Origin of the sequence: Bordetella flabilis (genome assembly GCF_001676725.1) — a bacterium.
Taxonomy (GTDB): Bacteria; Pseudomonadota; Gammaproteobacteria; order Burkholderiales; family Burkholderiaceae_B; genus Bordetella_C; species Bordetella_C flabilis.
Map to the genome: position 1 here is coordinate 3,002,168 of NZ_CP016172.1, position 21,979 is coordinate 3,024,146.

At 67.7% G+C, this 21,979-nt stretch carries 20 protein-coding genes; 8 read left to right on the plus strand and 12 right to left on the minus strand.

Annotated features, from left to right (window positions below; translation table 11 throughout):
* Positions 1–40 precede the first annotated feature (40 nt).
* From BAU07_RS13100 to BAU07_RS13115, 4 genes are read left to right on the plus strand one after another with little or no spacing between them, the layout of a single operon-like run.
* On the plus strand, positions 41–1,261 hold the full coding sequence (locus BAU07_RS13100) for a CaiB/BaiF CoA transferase family protein (RefSeq protein WP_066658359.1): 1,221 nt from the start codon (positions 41–43) through the stop codon (positions 1,259–1,261).
* The gene (locus BAU07_RS13105) at positions 1,258–3,561 is read left to right on the plus strand and encodes an acyl-CoA dehydrogenase (protein ID WP_084025702.1); all 2,304 of its coding nucleotides are present in this window, start codon (positions 1,258–1,260) and stop codon (positions 3,559–3,561) included. The genes BAU07_RS13100 and BAU07_RS13105 overlap by 4 nt, the downstream gene beginning before the upstream one ends.
* Positions 3,562–3,613: 52 nt before the next feature.
* Positions 3,614–4,576 (plus strand): Bug family tripartite tricarboxylate transporter substrate binding protein, encoded by a 963-nt coding sequence (locus BAU07_RS13110; protein ID WP_066658362.1) that lies wholly within the window; start codon positions 3,614–3,616, stop codon positions 4,574–4,576.
* A gap of 57 nt (positions 4,577–4,633) precedes the next feature.
* Positions 4,634–5,596, plus strand: coding sequence for a LysR family transcriptional regulator (locus tag BAU07_RS13115; protein WP_066658365.1), 963 nt, complete (start codon positions 4,634–4,636; stop codon positions 5,594–5,596).
* On the opposite strand, the gene BAU07_RS13120 is transcribed toward BAU07_RS13115, so the two are convergent.
* The 11 genes from BAU07_RS13120 to BAU07_RS13170 form a co-directional block, all read right to left on the minus strand.
* A complete protein-coding gene (locus tag BAU07_RS13120; protein ID WP_066658368.1) occupies positions 5,593–6,489 on the minus strand; it encodes an amidohydrolase family protein in 897 nt (298 codons plus the stop codon). The genes BAU07_RS13115 and BAU07_RS13120 overlap by 4 nt on opposite strands.
* Positions 6,486–7,097 carry a carboxymuconolactone decarboxylase family protein gene (locus BAU07_RS13125; protein ID WP_066658374.1) on the minus strand — a complete coding sequence of 204 codons (612 nt, stop codon included), beginning with the start codon at positions 7,095–7,097 and terminating at the stop codon, positions 6,486–6,488. Before BAU07_RS13125 ends, BAU07_RS13120 begins: the two co-directional genes overlap by 4 nt.
* Positions 7,098–7,118: 21 nt before the next feature.
* Entirely contained in the window at positions 7,119–7,736 is a 618-nt protein-coding gene (locus BAU07_RS13130) for a glutathione S-transferase family protein (RefSeq protein ID WP_066658376.1), read from the minus strand.
* Positions 7,737–7,760: 24 nt separating this feature from the next.
* Positions 7,761–8,405, minus strand: coding sequence for a flavin reductase family protein (locus BAU07_RS13135; RefSeq protein WP_066658383.1), 645 nt, complete (start codon positions 8,403–8,405; stop codon positions 7,761–7,763).
* A gap of 85 nt (positions 8,406–8,490) precedes the next feature.
* Positions 8,491–9,450, minus strand: a complete 960-nt coding sequence (locus tag BAU07_RS13140) for a Bug family tripartite tricarboxylate transporter substrate binding protein (RefSeq protein WP_066658385.1) — start codon at positions 9,448–9,450, stop codon at positions 8,491–8,493.
* A gap of 14 nt (positions 9,451–9,464) precedes the next feature.
* A complete protein-coding gene (locus BAU07_RS13145) occupies positions 9,465–10,436 on the minus strand; it encodes a tripartite tricarboxylate transporter substrate binding protein (protein ID WP_066658388.1) in 972 nt (323 codons plus the stop codon).
* A gap of 118 nt (positions 10,437–10,554) precedes the next feature.
* A complete protein-coding gene (locus BAU07_RS13150; protein ID WP_066658391.1) occupies positions 10,555–11,706 on the minus strand; it encodes a PepSY-associated TM helix domain-containing protein in 1,152 nt (383 codons plus the stop codon).
* 51 nt (positions 11,707–11,757) lie between these two features.
* On the minus strand, positions 11,758–14,211 hold the full coding sequence (locus tag BAU07_RS13155) for a TonB-dependent siderophore receptor (RefSeq protein ID WP_415830231.1): 2,454 nt from the start codon (positions 14,209–14,211) through the stop codon (positions 11,758–11,760).
* Between the two features lie 124 nt (positions 14,212–14,335).
* On the minus strand, positions 14,336–15,358 hold the full coding sequence (locus tag BAU07_RS13160) for a FecR domain-containing protein (protein WP_084025706.1): 1,023 nt from the start codon (positions 15,356–15,358) through the stop codon (positions 14,336–14,338).
* 6 nt (positions 15,359–15,364) lie between these two features.
* Positions 15,365–15,856 carry a sigma-70 family RNA polymerase sigma factor gene (locus BAU07_RS13165; RefSeq protein WP_066658393.1) on the minus strand — a complete coding sequence of 164 codons (492 nt, stop codon included), beginning with the start codon at positions 15,854–15,856 and terminating at the stop codon, positions 15,365–15,367.
* 148 nt (positions 15,857–16,004) lie between these two features.
* Positions 16,005–17,099: a Bug family tripartite tricarboxylate transporter substrate binding protein gene (locus BAU07_RS13170; RefSeq protein WP_198168792.1), complete on the minus strand. Its 1,095-nt coding sequence runs from the start codon at positions 17,097–17,099 to the stop codon at positions 16,005–16,007.
* A 228-nt stretch (positions 17,100–17,327) separates the two neighbouring features.
* Here BAU07_RS13170 and BAU07_RS13175 point away from each other — a divergent pair, with 228 nt between their 5' ends.
* The 4 genes from BAU07_RS13175 (at position 17,328) to BAU07_RS13190 (ending at position 20,847) form a co-directional block, all read left to right on the plus strand.
* Positions 17,328–18,749, plus strand: coding sequence for an amidase (locus BAU07_RS13175; protein ID WP_066658395.1), 1,422 nt, complete (start codon positions 17,328–17,330; stop codon positions 18,747–18,749).
* A gap of 235 nt (positions 18,750–18,984) precedes the next feature.
* Positions 18,985–19,560 (plus strand): sigma-70 family RNA polymerase sigma factor, encoded by a 576-nt coding sequence (locus BAU07_RS13180; RefSeq protein ID WP_066658398.1) that lies wholly within the window; start codon positions 18,985–18,987, stop codon positions 19,558–19,560.
* On the plus strand, positions 19,557–20,192 hold the full coding sequence (locus tag BAU07_RS13185; RefSeq protein ID WP_066658404.1) for a DUF1109 domain-containing protein: 636 nt from the start codon (positions 19,557–19,559) through the stop codon (positions 20,190–20,192). The genes BAU07_RS13180 and BAU07_RS13185 overlap by 4 nt, the downstream gene beginning before the upstream one ends.
* A 157-nt stretch (positions 20,193–20,349) precedes the next feature.
* On the plus strand, positions 20,350–20,847 hold the full coding sequence (locus BAU07_RS13190; protein ID WP_198168793.1) for a DoxX family protein: 498 nt from the start codon (positions 20,350–20,352) through the stop codon (positions 20,845–20,847).
* Positions 20,848–20,972: 125 nt separating this feature from the next.
* Here the strand turns inward: BAU07_RS13190 and BAU07_RS13195 are convergent, their stop codons facing one another.
* Positions 20,973–21,926, minus strand: coding sequence for a LysR substrate-binding domain-containing protein (locus BAU07_RS13195; RefSeq protein ID WP_066658406.1), 954 nt, complete (start codon positions 21,924–21,926; stop codon positions 20,973–20,975).
* Positions 21,927–21,979 lie beyond the last annotated feature (53 nt).

Consider the following 21,979-nt stretch of genomic DNA (forward strand, 5'->3'; position numbering starts at 1 on the left):
TCGCCGGCGCGGCGCGGGCGCGAATCCATAAGGAGACAACATGGCAGGAGCCCTTGACGGCGTGAGGGTGCTGGATCTCAGCCGCGTGTTTTCAGGTCCCTGGGCCGCGCAGATGCTGGCCGACTTCGGCGCCGACGTCATCAAGGTGGAACGGCCGGGACGTGGCGACGACGTGCGGCACCAGGGCTACGCCATGCCCGGGCAGGATGGCCTGCCCGGCAGCGAAACATCGTCCTTCGTGGCGATGAACCGCGGCAAGCGGTCGCTGACCATCGATATCGCGCGCCCGGAAGGCCAGTCGGTGATACGCCGCCTGGCGCGGGAAGCGGACATCCTGATCGAGAACTTCAAGGCCGGCGACCTGCGCCGGTACGGCCTGGATTTCGAATCGCTGGCCGCGATCAATCCGCGCCTGGTGTATTGCTCCATCACCGGTTTCGGCCAGGATGGCCCCTACAGCCATCTGCCCGGCTACGACCCGCTCTTCCAGTCCATGAGCGGCCTCATGAGCGTGACAGGCGTGCCGGATGGCGAGCCGGGCGCGGGGCCCATCAAGGTGGGCTATTCCGTTTCGGACCTGACGGCCGGGTTCTATGCCGTCTGCGCCATCCTGGCCGCCCTGCGCCACCGGGACCAGGTCTCGGGACGCGGCCAGCATATCGACCTGGCGCTGCTGGATGCGCAGATCGCCGCGATGTCGCACATCGGGATGAACTATCTTGCCAGCGGGAAATTGCCCCCGCGCACGGGGACGGGATCCCCGATCACCGCACCGTTCCGGGCCTTTGCCTGCCGGGATGGGCACCTGATGGTGGCGGTCGGCAACGACAGCCAGTTCCGCAGCTTCTGCATGGCCTTGGGCATGCCGGAGCTTGCCGACGATCCGCGCTTCAGCACCAATCCGCGTCGCGCGGCCGCGCAGGCCGAACTGTCCGCCCTGCTGGAGCCGGCGATGCAACGGCGCACCGCCGCGGAATGGAACACCGTGCTGCAACAAGCCAAGGTGCCTTGCGGTCCGATCTATACATTGGACCAGGTGTTCGAGGATCCGCAGGTGCGGCATCGGCAAGTGCTGGCACGCATGCCGCATCCCCGGCTGGGGGAGATGCCCTATATCCGCAACCCGGTCCACTTCTCCGGCACGCCCATCGGCGCGGGCCTGCCGCCACCCATGCTCGGCGAGCACACCGTCGCGATACTGAAGGAACTCGGCCTGAGCCCCGAAGAGATCGCCCGGCTGCAGGCGGAGGGCGTGCTGTGAGCGACGAGGCATTGATCGAGGAGATACGCGACAGCGCGCGCGACTTCCTTCGCCGCCGCGACCAACGCCGGCGCAAGCGCCTGGCCGGACCGCTGGACCGCGCCTATTGGCGCGAGCTCGCCGACATGGGCTGGCTGGGCATGACCGTGCCCGAGGCGCTCGGCGGCTTGGGCCTGCGTTGGCATGCCCTGGCGGTGGTGCTGGAGGAAGCCGGCCGCGCGCAATTGCCCGAGCCGCTGCTGGCCGCGGGCGTGCTGCCAACGGCCCTGCTGGCGCGCCTGGAGGACAGCTCGCCGCTGCTGGCGGAGATCGCGTCGGGCCGGCGCATCGTCGGCCTGGCATGGCAGGAACGTGATGGCCAGCTGGAGGCCGGCGAGGCAGCGGGCGCCTTCGGCGTGATCGCGACGCTGCGCGACGGACGCCACGTCCTGGACGGCGAAAAGCGCCACGTGATGCCGGGTGCCGACGCCGACGGCTGGCTGATCTCGGCCGACAGCGAGCAGGGGCCGGCGCTTTTCTACGTTGCCGCCGATGCGCCGGGCGTCACGATCGACCCGCTGGCGCGCGCCGACGGCACGCGGGCTTGCCATCTGAGCCTGGAATCGGTAACGCCGCAAGCGGTGATCGAGGGCGGCAATGTGCAGGAAGCCCTGGACGCGGCGCTGGATCTCGGCCGGCTGATGCAGTCGGCCGAAATGGTCGGCGGGGCGCGCCAGGTACTGGCCGATACGGTCGCCTACCTGAACACGCGGCGGCAATTCGACAAACCCTTGTCGGCCTTCCAGGCGCTGCAGCATCGCATGGTGGACGCCGCACTGCAGATCGAACTGGCGGCCAGCGCGCTGCGGGGGGCGCTCGACGGGTTGGCCGAGTCGCCACCCGACCGCGCCGCCGCCAGCCGGGTCAAGGCCCGCGCCGCGCAGGCGGGACTGCAGGCGGCGCGCCTGGCGGTGCAACTGCACGGCGCCATCGGCTATACCGACGAGTGCGACGTCAGCCTGTACTTTCGCAGCGCGCTGCATCATTCGTCCTGGCTCGGCAACGCGACGGCGCATCGCCAGCGCTTCGCCGCCCTGGCGCCCGAGCCGACGGCAACCGAACAAACAGAAGCGGAGCAGGAAGGCCACGCCGGTGCGGCGCAGGATTTCCCGCGCGAGGCCGACTGGAACGCGATGCCGGAAGCCGAGTTCCGCGCCATGCTGCGGCGCTTCTTCCGCCGGCATTACCCCGCCCATCTGCGCCATGTGCCGTGGCGCCTGCACTGGGACGAGATCAAGGCGTGGTATTTCACCTTGTCGCGCCAAGGCTGGATCGCTCCGGCCTGGCCGCGCGAACACGGCGGCATGGCGCTGTCGCCGGCGCGCTTGATCGCCTACATCGAGGAAGCGGAACGCTATGGGGTGGCCCGGGCGCCGGACCAGGGGCTGGTCATGCTGGGGCCCATCCTTTTCCGCTATGGCACCCAGGCGCAGCGCGACCGCTTCCTGCCGGGCATTCTTTCCGGACAGGATGTCTGGGCCCAGGGCTACTCCGAACCCGACGCCGGCTCGGACCTCGCCGCCCTGCGCTGCGAGGCCATCGTCGACGGCAATGACCTGGTGGTCACAGGCCAGAAGACCTGGTCCACCCTGGCCCAGGACGCCACGCATATGTTCATGCTGGTCCGCACGGACAAAGCGGTGAAGAAACAGGCCGGCATCAGCTTCCTGCTGGTGGACCTGCGCAGCCCCGGCGTTAGCCGCCGTCCCATCCGCACACTGTCCGGCCATGAAGAATTCTGCGAGGTCTTCTTCGATCAGGTGCGCGTGCCGCGCGCCAATGTGGTCGGCGAGCTGAACTCGGGCTGGACCATCGCCAAGGCGCTGCTGGGTTTCGAACGCCTGTTCAGCGGCAGCCCCAAGCACGCCAACCATGCGCTGCAGCAGATCTACAGCGTCGCGCGCCAGCGCGGCCTGCTGGCCGACGCCGCGTTCAACGACCGGCTGGCCGAACTGCGCCTGGACGCCGCCGACCTGACGGCGATGTACGAGGGGTTCGCCGACATGGCGCGCGCCGGCAAATTACTGCCGCCGGAACTCTCGCTGCTGAAGATCTGGGCCACCGAAACCCATGAGCGGCTGGGCGCCCTGCTGATCCAGGCCTGCGAAGAACAGGGCGGCGGCGCGCTCGCCGACGGCCACGACAAGGTCCATGCCCTGGCCCCCTACATCAATGCCCTGGCCGCCACCATCTTCAGCGGCACCAACGAAATCCAGCGCAACGTCTACGCCAAGCAGGTCCTGGGCCTGGATGGCGCATGACCCATCCCGAAAAAACGTGTCGCCAGGCTCGTATCCCGCAGGAGACAAACACATGAAGAACATCCGCATCATCGCAGGCGCCATGCTGGCCCTGTGCGCGGCGGCGGCCCACGCCGCTTCCACGTGGCCGAGCCAGCCCATTCGCCTGATCGTGCCCTACCCGGCCGGCGGTTCGGTGGACAATCTGGCGCGCCTGCTTGCCCCCACGCTGGGCCAGAAACTGGGCCAGCCCATCGTGATCGAGAACAAGGCGGGCGCCTCGGGCACCATTGGTGTGGACGCCACGGTCCGCGCGACGCCGGATGGCAGCACGTTCGGCTTCGGAGTGCCCGGCGCCATATCCGGACTGCCGCATGTGATGAAGATGCCTTACGACGTGGCCGGCATCCAATATGTTTCGCTGGTGGCGCGTATCCCCATGGTGTTCACGGTCAATCCGGCCATGCCTGAAAAGACGCTGCCCGAGTTCATCGCCGCGGCCAGGGCGAATCCCGGCAAGTACAACTACGGTTCCGCCGGCAACGTGACCACGCCGCACCTCGCCGGCGAACTGTTGAAGCAGGAAACCCATATCGACATCATGCACGTGCCGTACAAGGGCGCATCGCCCGCGATCACCGCCCTGCTCGGCAACGAGGTGCAGATGTTCCCGGGCGATGCCTCGGCGGTGCTGGCTTTCATCAAGGCCGGCAAGCTGCGCGCCCTTGCGGTCGGCAGCAGTACCCGCTTCGAGGGCCTGCCCGACGTGCCGACGGCCAGGGAGCTCGGCTATCCCAGTGTGCTGGTGGAGTCCAACTACGGCATCATCGCGCCGACCGGCACGCCGCCGGACATCGTCAACCGCATGTCGCAGGCTATCGGCGAATCGCTGCGCGACCCGCAGCTGCGGCAGAAGATGATCGACCAGGGCGCCGTGCCGCAGGCCACCACGCCCGACGCGTATCGCCAGCTGATGGCGGCCGAGTCGACGAAATGGGGCGAGGTCATACGGCGCGGCAAGCTCGGACTGCAATAGGCGTAGGCCTCCGGCTTTGCCGTATAGTGTGTTCGCCCATCCCATGCCACCGTCACCATGCCTTACGCCAAAGTCCCGGGCCCCGGCCTGGACCTGACCGCCGACTTGCATAAATGGCGCGCCTTCGTCGCCATCGCCGAGCTCGGCAGCATCACGCGCGCCGCCCTGCATCTGGACCAGGATCAATCGGTATTGAGCCGCCGCATCAATGCGCTCGAACGCGAATGCAATGCACGGCTGTTCAACCGCACCGGACGAGGCGTGGACCTGTCGGAGGTGGGCGAGCGCCTGTTTCCCCTGGTCCGCACGCTGCTGGAGGATGCCGAGCGCCTGGAACTGGAAGTCAATGGCCAGGCCCGCGAACCGGCCGGGGAAGTGACCCTTGGCCTGCTGCCCTCGACCGCGCATCCCTTGATCCGCCGGCTGTTTTCACGCCTGCGCAAGCAGTTTCCCAAGGTCCACCTGAAAATCCTGGAAGGCTCCAGCGGGCAGATCGAGGAATGGCTGACCGACAGCCGGGTCGATATCGCCATCCTGTATCGCTATGGCGAGAAGTGTCCTCCCGGTGAAACCGCGCTGGCCTATGTCGACTCCTACCTGGTCGGGGCCGCGGGCGACCCGCGCACGCGCCCGGAGGTGGTCGACTTCGAAGACCTGGACGGCCTGCCCTTCATCCTGCCGGGCGCACCCAATGGCCTGCGCAATACGCTGGACGGGCTGGCGCGGGCCCGCAAGATCGCCATCGCGCCGCTGATCGAAGCCGACTCGCTGCCCTTGATGAAGTCCATCGTCGAACATGAACACATGTACACGGTGCTGCCCCTGCACGCGGTGTGGCAGGAGGTGCAGGAGGGCCGCCTGAGCATCGCCGCCCTGCGCAACCCGGCCATGGGGCGCATCATCTCCATGGCCTATGCGCGCGCCAAGGGCCCGGGCCGGACCGTCATGGAAGTGGCGGGCCAGATCGAATCGCTGGCGCGCGAGATCGGCGGCGAGGGCGTCTGGCACGTCCGGCCTTAGGCCGTGGGTGTGAACCCATACAAGCGCGCGGGGTTGTCCACCCAGACTTTACGGCGCAAGCCGTCGCTTCCCAGCCAGTCCCAGGCAAGGTCCACCAGGGCATCCGCGGCCGGCGCTTTTTCCCCCATACGCACGAACGGCCAGTCCGAGCCCCACAGCACCTGCTCCGGGTTGGCGGCCACGAAGGCGTCATGCAGCGCGCGCGCGTCCTCATAATCCGGCGCCGTGCCCACGCGGCAGACGGTGAGCTTCATCCAGATGGCGCCATCGGCCAACAGCTCGCGCAGCAGGGTGAACACGGGATCCCGCGGGCCGCGCGACGGCGCCAGGCTGCCCATATGGTCGATCACCAGCGGCAACCCCAGGCGAGCCATGGCGGGAAGATGCGCCAGGTAGACATCGCAAGGCGCCCAGAGCTGGGCATGCAGGCCATGCCGCTTCATGCGTGGCGCCAGCGCGGCCAACCGATCGAATCCCACGCTGCCGGCGAACAGCCGGCCGGCGGGATCGCGCGCCTCCACGAAACGCAGTGCACGCACTCCGCCTTCATGCCAGGCCGCGAGCTGCGCATCGCTGACCTCCGAGTCCGCCACCGCGACACCGCGCAGGCGGCCGCCGGCCTGCGCCAACGCGTCCAGCAAGGCGGTGGCGTCCGTGCCATAAGGCGCGGGCTGCACCAGCACGCCGCGCTGCGCCCCCAGCGTATCGAGCATGGCCAGGTGGCGCGCCGCCGGAGCATCCGGCGCCGCATAGCTGGAAGGATGGCGCAAGGGAAATCGGTCATAAGGACCGAAGACATGGCAGTGCGCGTCGCAAGCGAACGGCGGCAAGGCATGGCGCGGCCGCCCCGGCATGCGCGGCGTTTCCACCGTGGCGGGAATATAGGCTGTCATTCGCGCACATCCCTGCCCGGCGCCAGCCGGCTCAAGGCCGGCTGGCCGTCCTCGCGCGGAAGGTCCAGCGGCTCGGGCGCGCCATCCGGCATCGGTATTTCATGCGCGTTGAGCGTCATCGAGACCAGGGTGTAGTAGCCGATGACGGCGGTCAGCTCCACGACGCCCGCCACGCCCCAGGCCTGGACGGCCCGCCCATGCAGCGCGGGATCGACCTGGCCGGTCTCCTGCAGCTGCCGCGCGTATTCATAGGCCAGCGCGTCCGCCGGGTCGTCGAATACGGGCGCGCGCCGGGCCCGGATGGCGTCGAGCACGTCCGGCGCGATACCGGCGGCAGCGGCCGCCTCGGCGTGGATATGCCATTCGATCTGGCTGTTCCAGCGCCTGGCGGTCACGACGATGGCCAGCTCGCTGACACGCGCGGGCAGGCTGGTGCCGTAACGCAGCAAGGCGCCGAACGCCTGCCAGCGCTCGGCCAGTTCGGGATTGTGCAAGGCGGCGCGCAAGGGTCCCACCAGGCGGCCGCGCGGTCCGGCGACGACACGCTCGTAGACGCGCCGCTGTGCCTCGTTCATGTCTTCGGGCGCGGGCAAGGGAATGCGGCTCATGGAGATGTCCTTCATGCGGCGTCAGGGCGCGGCGTCGTGGGGCTGGGTGCGGGATACCGACGGACGAGCGCAGAAGTCGCGGTGCCAGTCGGCCAGGGCGGGATGCCCGTCACGCCACGGCATGTCGGCGAATCGGTAATCCAGGTATGACAATGCGCAGCCGATCGCGATGAGCCCCAGATCGAAGGGCGTACGCGCCAGGTCTGGCGCCTCGTTCTCCAGGGCGTGCAGTACCGCCCGCGCCTTCAGGTCGAAAGCCTCGATCCAGGCGGGCGTCTGGCGCTCGGGCGGCTTGTTGCGCTCCTGGCGGTACAGCAGCAACGCGTCCATCAAGCCATCGCCCAGCGCCTGGCGGCGCTCGGCGACCAGCCGGGCGCGGGCCTCCGCGGGCATCAGGCCGGCATCGCTCAATTCGTTCAGATAGGCGCAAATGACGCGCGAGTCATAGACCGGCGTGCCGTCGTCCAATACCAGCGTGGGCAGCTTGATCAGGGGGTTGTCCGGCACCAGGTCCAGGTTGGGCTGGTCCATGGCGACGGGCGTGCGCACGAGGGTAACCCGGTCATCGATGCCGGCCTCGTACAGCACGATCATGACCTTGCGGACGAAGGGCGAACGGGGCGACCAGTGCAACTTCATGTTTGACTCCATTGGATAAGGTACTCAATGTCCCTGGGCAGGCCGCACCGCGAGATCGTTGGCGGCGTCCGGGGCATGCATCTGGAAAAGATCGCTGGTGCGCGCATACCAGCCCGCGCCGTGCATGCGGGCCAGCAAATGCAGGCTGGGGGTGTCGACATAAAACCGGGCGGGGTCCAGCAGCGCCTCGTCGCGCACATACATGGCGACCACGCGCGCCAGCACGATGACGCGCTGCGGCGCCGCGTCCAGCACCTGCCACACACGGCACTCCAGCGCCGCCGGGCTCTGCGCGATGCGCGGCGGCGCCACCACCCGCGATGGCGCGGTCTGCAGCCCGGCGCGCGCCAGCTCGTCGACATCGGCGACGTAGTCCAGGCTGGTGTGGTTCATGGCTTCGGCCAATTCGGCCGGCACCATATTGACGACAAACTCGCCCGTGGCCACGATGTTGCGCGCGGTGTCCTTCAACTGGCCGCCGCGCGGCCCTATACCGAGCGCGACAATGGGCGGATCGCTGCTCACCACGTTGAAAAAGGAGAACGGCGCCGCGTTCACGCGCCCTTGCGGGGACTGGCTCACCACCCAGGCAATGGGCCGCGGCACGACCACGCTGGCCAGCAGCTTGAAGGCGTCGGCGGGCGCCAGTTGGCTGAAGTCGAAGTTCATCGTCCGTGCCGTCCTTGATATCCCACCACGCCGGCCTGCGGCAGCATCGGCGCCACGCCCGCATCGTCCATGCCGCTGAGCGTCGTCATTGGCCGGCCAGCCCCAGGCGGTCCAGCAGCGTGCGCATCTCGGCGCGGTCCTTCTCGACATAGGCTTGCGCGTCCTGCGGGGAAAGGGCCATCGGCTCTATCGCCTGGTCCCGCATCAGGCGGCGATAGTCCGGGTCCTTGTTGACATCACGCACAGTATCGCTCAAGCGCTGAACGATGGCTGGCGGGGTGCCGGCCGGCGCGGCCAGGCTGTACCAGGTGGCGAACTGCGCGCCATGGACGCCGGCTTCGTCCAGCGTCGGCACATCGGGCAACAGCGGGGACCGCTGCGCGGCGGCGTAGCCCAACGGCAGCAAGCGCCCCTGGCGGATGAAAGCCAGGCTGGCGGAGAGATTCAGCATCACCAGATCGATCTGCCCACCCACCGCGTCGTTGATGGCTGGCGCGGCGCCTGCATACGGGATGTGATTGAGCTGGATGTGGGCGGCCTGCTGAAACAGCTCGGCGCCCAGATGCGTCGCGCCGCCCACGCCGGCGGAGCCATAACTCAGCTTGCCGGGCTCGGCCTTGGCACGCTCGATAAGCTGGGCCAGCGTCGTGATCCCGCGCGTCGGGTTGACGGCCAGCATGATCGGCTGGACGGCGACGACGGAACAGAAGGCGAAATCCTTGACGCCGTCATAGCTGGTCTTGCGCATCAGGGGCGTTACGACATGCCCGGCCGAGGTGCCGAGCAGCAAGGTATAGCCGTCCGGCTTGGCGCGAGCGACGAATCCGGTCCCGATCGAGGCGCCGCCGCCGACCTTGCTCTCCACCACGACCGGCTGGCCCAGGCGCTGCTCCAGCCCGCGTGCCAGGCCACGGGCCACGACATCCGCCGGCCCGCCCGCCGCGTAAGGATTCACGAGGGTGATGGGCCTCTCGGGATAAGGCGCTGCGTGCACGTGCACCGCCGCCAAAGCCGTGGCCAGGGTCAGCAGAATCTTGCGCAACATGGCATCTCCCGGCTTCAGTCGGCGCGTGCGCCGGAGTCGCGTATGATGCGCGCCCATTTCTGCGTGTCGTTGCGGATACGCTCGGCGAACGCCTCGGGCGTACTGTGAGTGGTCTCGATGCCATAGGCTGCCATGCGCTGCGTCATGGCGGGCGCCGACATCACCGCGGCGATGTCGCGGTTCAGGCGATCGATGATCGGCCGCGGCGTGCCGGCCGGCGCCAGTACCCCTGACCACAAGCTGACCTCATACCCCTCGAAACCCGGCGTTTCGGAGATCGCGGGCACATCGGGCAGCACCGGCAGGCGCTCACGCCGGGTGACGCCCAGCGCCTTGATCTTTCCTTCCTTGACCTGCTCGATGAAGTTCGACGACGTGTCGATCATCATGGAGATGCGGCCGGCCAGGAAATCGTTGATGGCCCCCGACGTGCCCTTGTACGGAATGTGCCGGATGTCCACGCCGGCGGTCGACTTGAACATCTCGCCGGCCAGGTGGCTGGTCGTGCCATTGCCCGAAGAACTGAAGGTCAACTCACCGGGGCGTTGGCGCGCCAGCGCCGCCAGCTCGGCCACGGAGTTCACCGGGAGATCCTTGCTGACCACCAGCAGGTTGGAGGTCAGGTTGGTCAGCGAGATGGGCGCGAAACTCTTTTGCGGGTCATAGCGCAGCTTCGCGTACAGGGATGGGTTGATCGTCAGCACGCCCATGGTGGAATACAGCAGGGTGTAGCCGTCCGGGGCGGCGCTGGCGACGGTCTCTGCGCCAATGGCGCCGCCCGCTCCGCCGCGGTTCTCCACCACCACGCTCTGTCCCAGCCTTGCCCCCAGGTCCTGCGCCAGCGCGCGCGCCATCAAATCGGTGGCCCCGCCCGCCGGAAAAGGCACGACCAGGCGGATGGGGTGATCCGGGTAACCCGCTGCCCCGGCGGCCCAGGGCAAAGCGGCGCACAGTCCCAGGATGGCCAGCGCACGTGCCAGTCTCATGCTGTCTCCTCAGCGTTCTGCTTGTTCTGGTGAGCAGCATGGTAGGTGCCATCCCGCCTCGGGCGCCATGCCGGGGACGGCAAAGCAGCTATGCAAGCGGCGATCGGTCCACGTCCCCCTACTCGGCCATACGCCCCATGTTGCCCATACGCGCCATGCGGCCCGTTCGCCGTCGCGCCATGCGCCGACGCCACCACAGCCAGATGCCGCTGCCGCCCAGCGCCGCCAGGGTGAGGCCCAGCATCGCCACGGCCGCCTGCCACGCGACGCCGCCGAGCTCGCCGGTGTGCAACGGGTAGATGTAGGAGTTCACCCGCGTACCGGGGTCCAGTTCATTCCAACGGTGTATGGCGAGCACGGCGCCGCTACGGGGATCAAGCCAGACCGTGGAACGGCCGTTGGGGTGAGGATCGTCGGGAACACGCATACGCACCGCCAGCGGCCGATCCAGGCGCGGCGAGTACAGGAAATAGCCTATGGCGCCCTCGGGCAAGGCGGCCTGCGCGCGCGCGGCGAGTTCGTCCAGGGACGCCGCTGCCGCGCTGGCCTGCGCCGCCCCGGATGCCGCGGGCAAGGCGGGGGCCGCCGTGCGCGGCTCGCCGCTCAGCCAGGTGATCCAGCCGCCGATCGGCCGCCATGCCAGGTAGGCGCCCGTCGCGATGCAGAGCGCCAGCGCCAGTCCCAGCACCACGCCGCCGGTACGGTGCACATCGAAGAGCGCGCGCGTCCATCCCTTGCCGAACGCCACGCCCAAGGACGGCGGCCACTTGCGCGGCCACCACAAAATCGCGCCGGTCATGAGCAATACCAGGTAGGACAGCGCGGCGCAGGCCAGTACGGCCTTGCCGGTCTGGTCCATCCATAGCGCGCTATGCAACCCGTACAGCAGCGCCACCACACCCTCGTTCGCGCCGCGCCGGCCCTGCTCTGCGCCCGTCGCGGGATCCAGGTACAGCGTGCCGCGCCAGGCCGCGCGAACCAGCACCTGCAGGGTGTCGCCCGGTTCCCGCGGCGGCGCGAACGTAAAGGACGCGCGCGCGCCGAACTCGCCTGCCAGGCGCTGGCGCAGCGCTTCGAGCGACACCGGCGACCGCGCATCCGCTTCCCCCGCAGGCGTGACCGCGACGAAATACGCCGGGTGCAGCCAGCGGTCCAACGGGCGTGCCACGACCAGCAGCGAGCCCGTCACCCCGGACATGACCAGTACCCACCCCAGGCACAAGGCGGTCCAGCGGTGGCATCGGATCCACAGGGTGCGCAGCGCTTGCATGGCGCGTTCAGCCCGGGACGGCGCGGCGAGGCATCATCGGCGGTTCGCGCGTCAATAGGCCAGGCGTGCCTGCACGTAGACCATGCGCGGCGCGCCGACCATGCGGCCGCCGTTGGTATCCGTGTTGCGGGTGTAATAGCGCCGGTCGAACAGGTTGTTTACTCCCAACGCAAGCTCGCTCCCTTTCCAAGACGGGATCTTGTAGCTCAGTTGCGCGTTCCAGACGCTGAAGCCGGGGACGCGGCCGTCCATCGCGTCGGGCGTCTCCGGGCCGGTGTTGGCGGTGTCCGAGTACTGGCTGCTCTGCGCGGTGGTGAAGACATTGAACGCCCAGTTGCGGATGCTGTAGCGGCCGCCCAGCGTGCCGGTCTGGCGCGAGTAGAACGGCACGTCGTTGCCTTCGTCCTCGCCGGATTTCTGGATGGCGCGCACATAGGTGTAGTTGGCATACAGGTTCAGGCCCGCCAGGGGGCCCGCCCTGTCGAAATCGTAGTCGATGGCGAATTCCACGCCGTTATGGGTGGTGGCGCCCAGGTTGCGGAAGACCGCCGGATTGGTGCCGGGAATCGACAGGATCTGGTTATCGAAGCGCAGGTTGAATACCGTCAGCTCGGTGTGGGTCTGCTCGCCCGTGTAGCGAAAGCCTGCTTCCACCGTCTTGGCGATTTCCGGCTTCAAGGGATTGGCGTCGGACATCGAGTTCAACTGCGTGTACTGGACGGCGCCAAAAGACGTGCTGTAGTTGGTGTACAGCGTCAGCTTGTCATTGACTAGGTAGGCGACATTCAGCGATGGCAGGCCCTTGTTGTTGCGCACATGGAAAGTCGAGTCGTCCGCCGTGCCGCTCGGTTCGCGGTCGCTCTCGATTTTCTCGTAGCGGATGCCCGGCGTGACACGCCAATTGCCGTAGGCGATGCGGTCATCCAGGTAGAAGGAATGGGCCCGCGTGCCGTTGTCGAACACCTGGGTGGTCCCCACGCGATTCCCTGTCGCCAACGACGTCGAATAACGCCTGTCCTGCCCCGTTTCGCGGATGTAGCGATAGCCCACCGTCACATCGTGCGTCGTCGACCCCCACTCCACCCGCTGGGTGTAGCGCGGTTCGATGCCCAGGACCTGGTTGTTGCGCGGCTGGAAATCGTTGCGGTTCAGGTCCGTGTTGATCAGCGAACTCTGGCGCGAGCTGTCGTAGTGGTAGATGCGCGTTTCGAATTCCTGCGTATCGGAAATCGTGTTCAGGTAACCGATGTCGATCTGGTCACGCTGGCCCTTCCAGTAGTCGGTGGGGTGGGTGTTCTGGAACGGATCCTGCCGGTACTCGTCCACCGTCAACCCGCCGGGGGTCATCGACTTCACGTCGTAGTGGGCGAACTTCCCATACACCTCGGACGTGGGGCTGATCTCGTAGCGCCACTTCAGGGCCACGTCGTTATAGCGGTCATGGCTGCCGTCACGCCACTGTTCCCCGTCCATGCCCGAGTACAGCAGCGCCACGCCCAGGCCGTTGTCCATCTGGGTGCCGAGGAAGGTCGTGTATTGGGTATTGGCGCCGCCGTGGCTGAAGACGTTGTAGCGTGCGGAGGCATCGGCGACCAGCCCTGCGTTCGCGGCGGGGATCGAGCGCGTCTTGAAATTGATGATGCCACCGACGTTCTGCGGGCCGTAGCGCACCGCGCCGCCGCCGCGCACCACGTCGATCGACTCGATATTGCCCAGGCTGACGGGCGACATGACGAGATTGGGCTGCCCATACGGCGCCATGGCCATCGGTATGCCGTCCAGCAGCATCGTGGTACGAGCGGAATTACGGGGATTCAGGCCGCGTATCCCCACATGCAAGCCCACCGAACTGCCGGTCGCGCTGGTGCTGCCGCTGATCTGCACGCCGGGAACGCGGCGCAGCACATCGGCGACATTGGTCGCACCGCTGTCGACGATCTCCTGCCGCTGCACCAGGGTGCGCGCGCCGCCGAAGGTCTGCACGCTGTTCTCCAGCCCCGTGCCCAGCCAATCGCCGCTGACCTGGATCGCTTCCAGCGTGGCGGTGGGGGCGTGTTCGACGCCTGCGCCCGCGGCCGAAGCCGTGGCGCCCGTCCCGCTGTTCACCGCTACCGGCGCAGGACCGCGCACGACGTAACCCTCGCCAGGCTGCGGCACGGCCGTCAGGCCGGTACCTTGCAGCAACCGTTGCAGGCCATCCGCCACGGTGTAGTTGCCCTGCAGGCCGTCGCTGTCCAGGCCGGCGGCGTCTTCGGGCCGAAAGGACACCGTCACATCCGCCACCCTGCCGAAGGCGGACAACACCTGTGCCAGGGATCCGGCGGGAATGTCGAAGCTGCGTGCGGCCGCGGGCGGCACGGTCTGCGCCAGGGCGCCCGGCGCGTGTAGCGCCCCCGCCGCCGCGACGCAGGCCACCCATGCCGACAATGCGATGCGCACCGTCCCGGGCTTCAGGATGCGCGCCAATGTCGCGGCGCCTCGGGCAGGTTCATAGGCCGTTCGCACTTTTCAGTTCCCTCTCGCATGCGGTTCATCAATGCGCCGTCTGCCGAATGAGCAAACGGAAAAGGGACATGCGAAGGCCGGGGAAAGTGCAACAAATTAATACGAATACCGTTCTGCTTCAACGCTAAGTGGCCTTGGTCGTCACCGTGACCCAATAGCGGGTGTGCCACAGCACCCGGACCGGCAGCGTCTGGCCCACCACGGCGAGGATATGGTCCGTATCGGCAAGCCGGAAAACGCCTGACACCTTCAACGCCGCCACGTCCGGGTCGCAGCGGATGACGCCACGCCGATAGCGCGATAGTTCGTCCAGGAAGGCGTCCAGCCGCATGTCATCGGCCTGGAGCACACCACGTGTCCAGCCTGGCGGGTCCGCCGCGGCCCGGGCATCGGTGGACGGACGCGCGACGGGCGGCGTCCTGAAGCCGGCGGCCGTGAAGCGGATTTCTTTTCCCGGGTCCACGATCCGGCGCGAACCATCCGAGCGCAGGGTGACTTCCACCCGATGCTCCAGCACCGACAGACAGGTCTCGTCGCCCGTCACCTGCTTGACGACGAAGCGCGTGCCCAGCGCACGCAGGCGTCCCATGGCCGTGTCGACCAGGAATGGCCGCGCGGCGGCCTGGGCATCCGCCGCCGTCTGTATGTAGATCTCGCCGCGCCGCAGCTGCAGCAGGCGCGCGGCGTCGGAATACCGGACTTGAAGGTCGGTCGACGTATTGAGCTGGATACGGCTGCCGTCGGCAAGCAGCAGGTCGCGGCTCTCCCCGACCGCGGTGCGATAAGCGCCCTCGCCCATGAACCAGGCCGCATCGCGGTAGACCAGCCATCCGACCGGCAACGCCGTCCCCAGTACGGCCAGTGTCTTGATCAGCGCCCGCCGGTTCAATCCAGACCGCCGGGTAAGCACCGGGACGCCCAGCCGGGGCGGGATGGCGCCAAACTCCCGGCTCAGGCATTCCGCCCGCTGCCAGGCGAGTTCATGGCGAGGATCGGTGCGCCGCCAGCGCTCCAGGGCGGCATGGTCCTCCGGCCCGGCCTCGCCGGAATGCAGCCGGACCAGCCAGCGGGCGGCTTCCCGTATGACGTCGGGGTCCATGGCGCCCGGACCGGTGGCGCCGCGCCCCGGAGAACCGCTAGCCGGCATGGCGGCCTACTCCATCAGCGTCAGGCATAGTTCGAAACCCTGCGCCATGTACCGTTTGATGGTCCGGTCGCACAGGTCCAGGCGTGCCGCGATTTGGGCGTAGCTCAGGCCTTCCAGTTGCGACAGCACGAACACTTCCCTGGCCTTGGGCGCCAGGTTCGCCAGCATGCGGTCCAGCCGATGCAGCGCCTGCTGCATCGATAGCAACGCTTCCGGCGACACCGCGAATTCGGCGGGCAGCGCGGCGGCGGCCTCCAGCCACGCGCGTTCCAGCGAGCGGCGCCGCCAATGGTCGTTCAGCAAGCCGCGCGCGATGGTGGTCAGGTAGGCGCGCGGCTCGCGCACGCCTGGAAGTTCTTCCGGCTTGCGCAGCACGCGCAGGAAAGTATCGTGCGCCAGGTCCGCCGCTTCGTCGCTGCAACCCAGGCGCCGGCGCAACCACTGGCAGAGCCAGTCGTGGTTGTCTTCATAGAGAACTCGAAGCGTAGCGGCGGACATGTCGGATCGCTCCTGCGGCACAAGCAGGAAGAAAGCCGATAGCGCGCCGGCATCAACAGGCCGCCATCGACGGATAGCCGCCGATGATACCAAGAATTATTCTTATTTGCAGTGCTGGCCAGGCCGGATCCTGGCCAAGCCCTCCGATTCACTCGAACACAATGCCGGATTCCTTTGCGATGGGCGCCCAGAACGCACGCTCGGTACGGACGCGAGCCGCCAACTGCGCATGATCCATGGGTTTCACGATCAAGCCGTTATCCTGCAGCCTTTTCACCAGGCCCGGATCCCGGGCGGCCTGCAGGAAAGCACGCTCCAGTGCCGCGGCGGTCTTGTCCGGCAGGCCGGCAGGCGCGAATACCGCATAGAAGCTGGTGGCCGCTTCGAACTGCGGGAAGCCCTGCTCCTTGGCGGTCGGCACGCCGGGCAGCGAGGCCAGCCGCTCCGAGCCGCTCAATCCCAGGAACTTGATCTTGCCGCCCTGGTACAGCGGCACCATGCTCGCCGCCGCATCCCAGCCCATGGAGACGCGCGAGCTGACCACGTCCAGCAGCATGAGGGACGCGCCCTTGTAGACGACCGGGGCGAATTCCACGCCAATCGCCTTGCCCAGCGCGATCGCGCCCAGTTGGCCGGAACTGCCTTGCGCCGCCAGGCCGAGCGTGGCCTTGCCGGGATGCTGCTTCGCCCAGGCGACATATTCGCTCATATTGCTGTACGGCTGGTCCGCGCCGGTCACGATGGCGGTCGGGATATCGACCAGCAGCGCGATCGGACGGAAGTCCTTGTCGCCGTCGTAGCCCAGGTTCTTGTAGGTGTGCGGATAGATCGTGAAGGCGGGCGAGGTGGCGAGCAGCAAGGTCAGGCCATCCGGCGCCGCACGTTGTACATAGGTATTGGCGATCCGGCTGGAAGCCCCCGGGCGGTTCTCGACGATGACTTCCTTCACGCCTTCTTTGGACAATTGCTCGGCAAACGTGCGAGCCGTCAGGTCGGCGGCGCCACCCGGCGCGAACCCCACTACGATCTTGATCAGTCCATTAGGCAGCCCGTTGGAAGGAGCGGCCTGCTGCGCATGCGCGGCGGACGCTGCGAGCAGCAGGCCGCAGGCGGCTCGCCCCGCCGCGCGCCCGAGCTGCCCGACGCGCTTGCGCCAGGCCGTCGTCCATGGACGGGATGGAAGTCCCACGACGGTCAACACCGGCGTGGTCGTGGAACATTGCGTCATGAACCGCACTCGCATGGAACCTCCTCTCCGTGCCGCGCTTTTCGATCGGCATCCTATGGATTTCTGGGATACTAAGTGCGTCGTACTTGCGTCTACATCGGTACTTACCCCCGGCAAGCGCACTGCGGCGCAGGCGTTTTGCGCGAGCCCGGAACGCTGCACGGGCCCGTCGCGCATGCCGGGCAGGCGCGGGTCTATCGGGCGTACCCGGCGCCAGACCGGACAATTCGATGCGAGGATGATATGAACGACTTGAGCTATCTGTCAGCCGTCGAGCTCGGCAAGTTGATCAGGGGCAAGGAGCTCTCCCCGGTCGAGGTCACCCGGGCGACGCTGGATCGCGCCGAACGCCTCCAGCAATCGCTGAACTGCTTCATTACGCTGTGCGGGGACGAGGCCATGGCGGCGGCACGCGCGGCTGAACGCGAGATCATGGCGGGCCACTACCGCGGACCGCTGCACGGAGTGCCATACGCGGCCAAGGACCTGGTCGATACCGCGGGCATCCGCACGACGTATGGCACCGTCGTCTACAAGGACCATGTGCCCGAACAGGATGCCGTTGCGGTGTCGCGGTTGAAGCAGGCCGGCGCCATCCTGTTCGGCAAAACGACGACACCGGAATTCGGTAGCCAGTCGATTACCCGCTCGCCCCTGTTCGGCGACACGCGCAACGCCTGGAGCGCGGAACGCTCCAGCGGAGGATCGAGCGGTGGCGCGGCGGTCGCCGTCGCCTGCGGCATCGGCGCCATCGGCATCGCCACGGATGGCGGCGGCTCCACCCGCATACCCGCATCGGCCAATGGTGTCGTCGGCCTGAAGCAAAGCCTGGGCGTGGTGCCGCATAGCCAGGCCCTCGACGCCTACGGGAACCAGACCTACGTCACGCCGATGTCCCGTACCGTCATGGACACGGTGCTCATGCTGGACGCGATGGCGGGCGAGCATGGCTGCGATCCCTGGTCCATGACGCGCGGCGCCGCGTCGCTTCACGATAACGAAACAGCGCCGTCCTTCCAGGGAAGCAGGATCAAGTACTGCCTGGCGCCACGCGGAAAACTGGTGGAGCCCGCAGTCGAACAGGCTTTCCACGCGGCGCTGGACATCATGGCCGACGCCGGGGCCAGGATCGAGGCGTTCGAGGCAGGCGACGAATTCGACGTCGAGCCGATCTGGCGCACCATCAATCACACCGTATGGCGGACGCGATTCGGCAAGCTGGTCCAGGAGCGGCCGGCGGACTTCAGCGCCACGTTCATCCGCCAGATCGAATCCGCAGGGGAATACACGGCGGCGGACTATCAGGAAGCCATGTTCAGCCGCACGCGCCTGTTCCGTCATGTCGAAAGGCTGTTGGGCGATGCGGACGTCCTGGTTACCCCGACGCTGCTCCGCCCCGCCCTGCCCCTGGACCAGGATCTGTTTTCGCCCTTCGAGATCGCGGGTCGCCGTATCGAAGGTATCCGCAGCAACTGGTTCCCATGGACGATGCCTTTCAACATGACCGGTAATCCGGCAATCAGCCTGCCGAACGGCTTCGATGCCGCCGGCCTTCCGATAGGCATCCAGTTCATCGGGTCCCTGGGCAAGGACCCCGATCTGCTCAGGCTCGCCCTGGCTTTCGAGGCGCTTACCCCGCATCACTACGGGAAGCCGATCGCATAACGTGCCGGCGCCGTTGCGCCCATGTGCGGGTCGCGACGGTCCCGCAACGGCAAGGGCTGAACGGGCGGCGCGGTGGTACGGCGCTTCTGCCGGTAGCCACCAACCCTATAACGAAAAATTTACATTCCCTCGGCCACGGTCTGGTTACGCTGGGTGCCCCTATGGCTGGGTGCGCCTGCGGCTGGGTGTCCCTGCGTCGGCGTCGATCCGGTATGCGTGCGGCACATTCAACAACATGAGCGCGAACAGTGGCGAGTATGCATACGAGGCGGCCCTGAGGGAGCGCTGGCTACGCGCGCAAGCCGGCGATGAGGCGGCCTATCGCGAGGCCTTGCGCGGTATCGCTGACGCCCTGCGCGCCTATTTGCGCCGCCGGATGTCGCCGTACCCTGACGACATCGAAGACGTCCTGCAGGAAACGCTGCTCGCGCTGCATTTGCAGCGCGGTACCTACGACCCGGCCTATGCCGTCAGCGCGTGGGTGACGGCGATCGCGCGCCACAAGGTGGCCGATTTCTGGCGCCGGCATGCGCGCGCCGGCGCCCGGCACGAAGACCTGGACGACGTGGACGAGTCCCTGTTCGCGCACGATGCCGGCGCCGCCGCCGCGAGCGACGCCCAACGCGATCTGCAAGCCCTTATGGCGCTGTTGCCCGCGGCCCAGCGCCAGGCCATCCTGCTGACCAAGGTCCAGGGGCTGTCGGTGTCCGAAGCCTCGCAGCGCACCGGCAGCTCGCCGGCGGCGGTCAAGGTGCAGGTCCACCGTGGGCTGAAACGACTGGCCAATATGGTCAAAGGCGATCATCGATGAAAACCGACTCCTTGATAGACATGCTGGCGCAAGGCGCCGGGCCGGCGCCGCGAGGGGTCGTGGCCCGGCGACTGGGGCCGGCCGCGTCCATCGGCATCCTCTGCAGCGGCGTGCTGGCCCTGGCCGTGATCGGTCCCGTCCCGCACTGGATGCTGCTGCAGGCGGGGTTCTGGATCAAGCTGGCCTACGCCGCCATCATGGTCGGCACGACCGGTTTGCTGACGGCCCGCCTGGCTCGCCCTGCCGCCCGGGTCCGCACTCCGGCCCAAGCGCTGGGATGCGCCGTCGGGGCCATGGCGCTGGTCGGCGCGGCGGTCGTGGTCCTGGCGCCTGCCGGCGAGCGCCTGCATGCCGTGCTGGGGAGTACCTGGATGGTTTGCCCGATTTATGTCCTGTGCCTGTCGCTGCCCGCGCTCGTCGCCATCATCCACGCCATGCGCGGCCTGGCCCCGACCCGGTTGCGCAGGGCGGGTTTCGGCGGGGGCCTGCTGGCCGGCGCCCTCGGTGCGGCGGGCTATTCGTTGGCCTGCCCGGAACTTTCGCCGGCCTTCGTCGCGGTCTGGTATACGGCCGGCATCGGGGCGGCCGGCCTGCTGGGCGCGTTGCTCGGGCCGCGTCTGTTGCGTTGGTGAACCTGGCGACCTGGCCGGCATACCATTCGTCGCGAGCGCGGCGCGCAATGTGCGGGCCGCCTGTAACCTTCACGCCTCCCGGCGCGAAAGACAAGCAAGGACGCTTGCAACGGCCTACTTACAACGCTCGCACACCACGCCTCGGGAGGCCCACCTTATGCGCAGCACTTTCCAGCTTCTTGGCATGCCCCAGCCGGCGGCAGTCACCAACGCATCGCTCTACATGTCCTGGTCCCAACTGGCCCTGCGCCTGATGGTGGGCTACGGCTTCATCTGGCACGGCTATGCCAAGCTCGGCAACCCCGCCGGCTTCGCCAACGTATTGCACAACCTGGGCGTGCCCGGGCCGCATCCGATGGCATGGCTCACCATACTCGCGGAGATCGGTGGCGGCCTGGCGGTACTGCTCGGAATCGGGATACGCTGGGCCAGCATACCCATGCTGGCCGTGCTGATCGTGGCCATGGTTACCGTGCACGGGCCTTATGGTTTCTCGGCTGTCAAGCTGGTCTCCGTGACGCCGGAGGGAATAAAGTTCGGGCCGCCGGGTATCGAAACCAACCTGCTGTACGGCGCCTGCCTGATCGCGCTTGTGCTGGGCGGCCCGGGACCTTACGCGCTGGGCACGCTGTTGCGCAAGTCCGCCGGCAGCTAGCGCGTTGATGCGCCAGGACGTGGACGTGCAGGGAAGCCCCGGCCTGTTTCGTTGCCGGCGCCCGCATGGCTCGGACGCGCCGCCTTGGCCGCTGGCGGGACGCCCGTAGCTTGAACCGCCAGGCCTTATCCCGCCCTTCGCCTCGGACGCTTTTCGGCGGCGGCCAGCCTGAGAAAGTGCATCAACTGCATGGCGACCGGGGTGGGCCTGACGTCGCGCAGCGCGATGATGCCGACGCTGGGCAGGTCCAGGTCCACCTGCAGCCGCAGCACGGACAATGCGCCTGCCTGCTCGGCCTCCCGCGCCGCGCTTTGCGCCATGAAGCCTGCCGCGCCCCGGCGCCTTACGAAGACCTCGACCGCCCGATACGAAGAAGATTCGATGATGTCTTCGGGTGGCTGTACGCCGTAGCGATGGAATTGCTGCTCCAGCTTCACGCGCAGCGACGCCCACGGCGGCGGCATCACGCATGGCATGGCGGCCAGGTCGGCCCAGCCAGGCTTGCGGCGCCGCGCCAGGGGATGTCCGGCCGCCACCACCGCGACCATGGGTTCCGCATAGAGCGGCTCCGTCGTCAGGTCCGGCGAGGCATACCCTGGCTCCAGCCGGCCCACGAACAGGTCGATCTCCTTCAGCCGCAGCTTGGGCAACAGGTTCGTCAGGTCGCCCGTTTCGATCAGCACCGTGGCCCGCGCCGAGTGGTGTTTCAGCAGCTCTACCGCGTCGGCCAACAGTGGCGAGAGGGCGACGCCCATGGCGCCCACCCGCACGCGCCCGACGGCGCCGCTTTCCAGGGCGCCGATCTCGTCCCGGGTCCGCTCGTACTGCGCCAGCACCGATCGCGCGAAACGCACCATCGCGACGCCTGCCTGGGTGGGCTCCGTACCGCGCGTCGAGCGCAGGAACAGGACCTGGCCCAGCATGGTTTCGATTTCCGTCAGCATCCGCGACACGGCGGGTTGGCTGACGGACAAGAGTTCGGAGGTGCGCCCCAGGTGGCGGAACTGGTCGAGCGCCACCAGAAGCTGCAGATGCCGCAGCTTGATGTTGCTGCGCAGGACACGGTCGAGTTGGGCCATGGGCGCAGTCTACTTAACCTTCCGGTTATGTAGCAATGCCGAAATTCGAATGG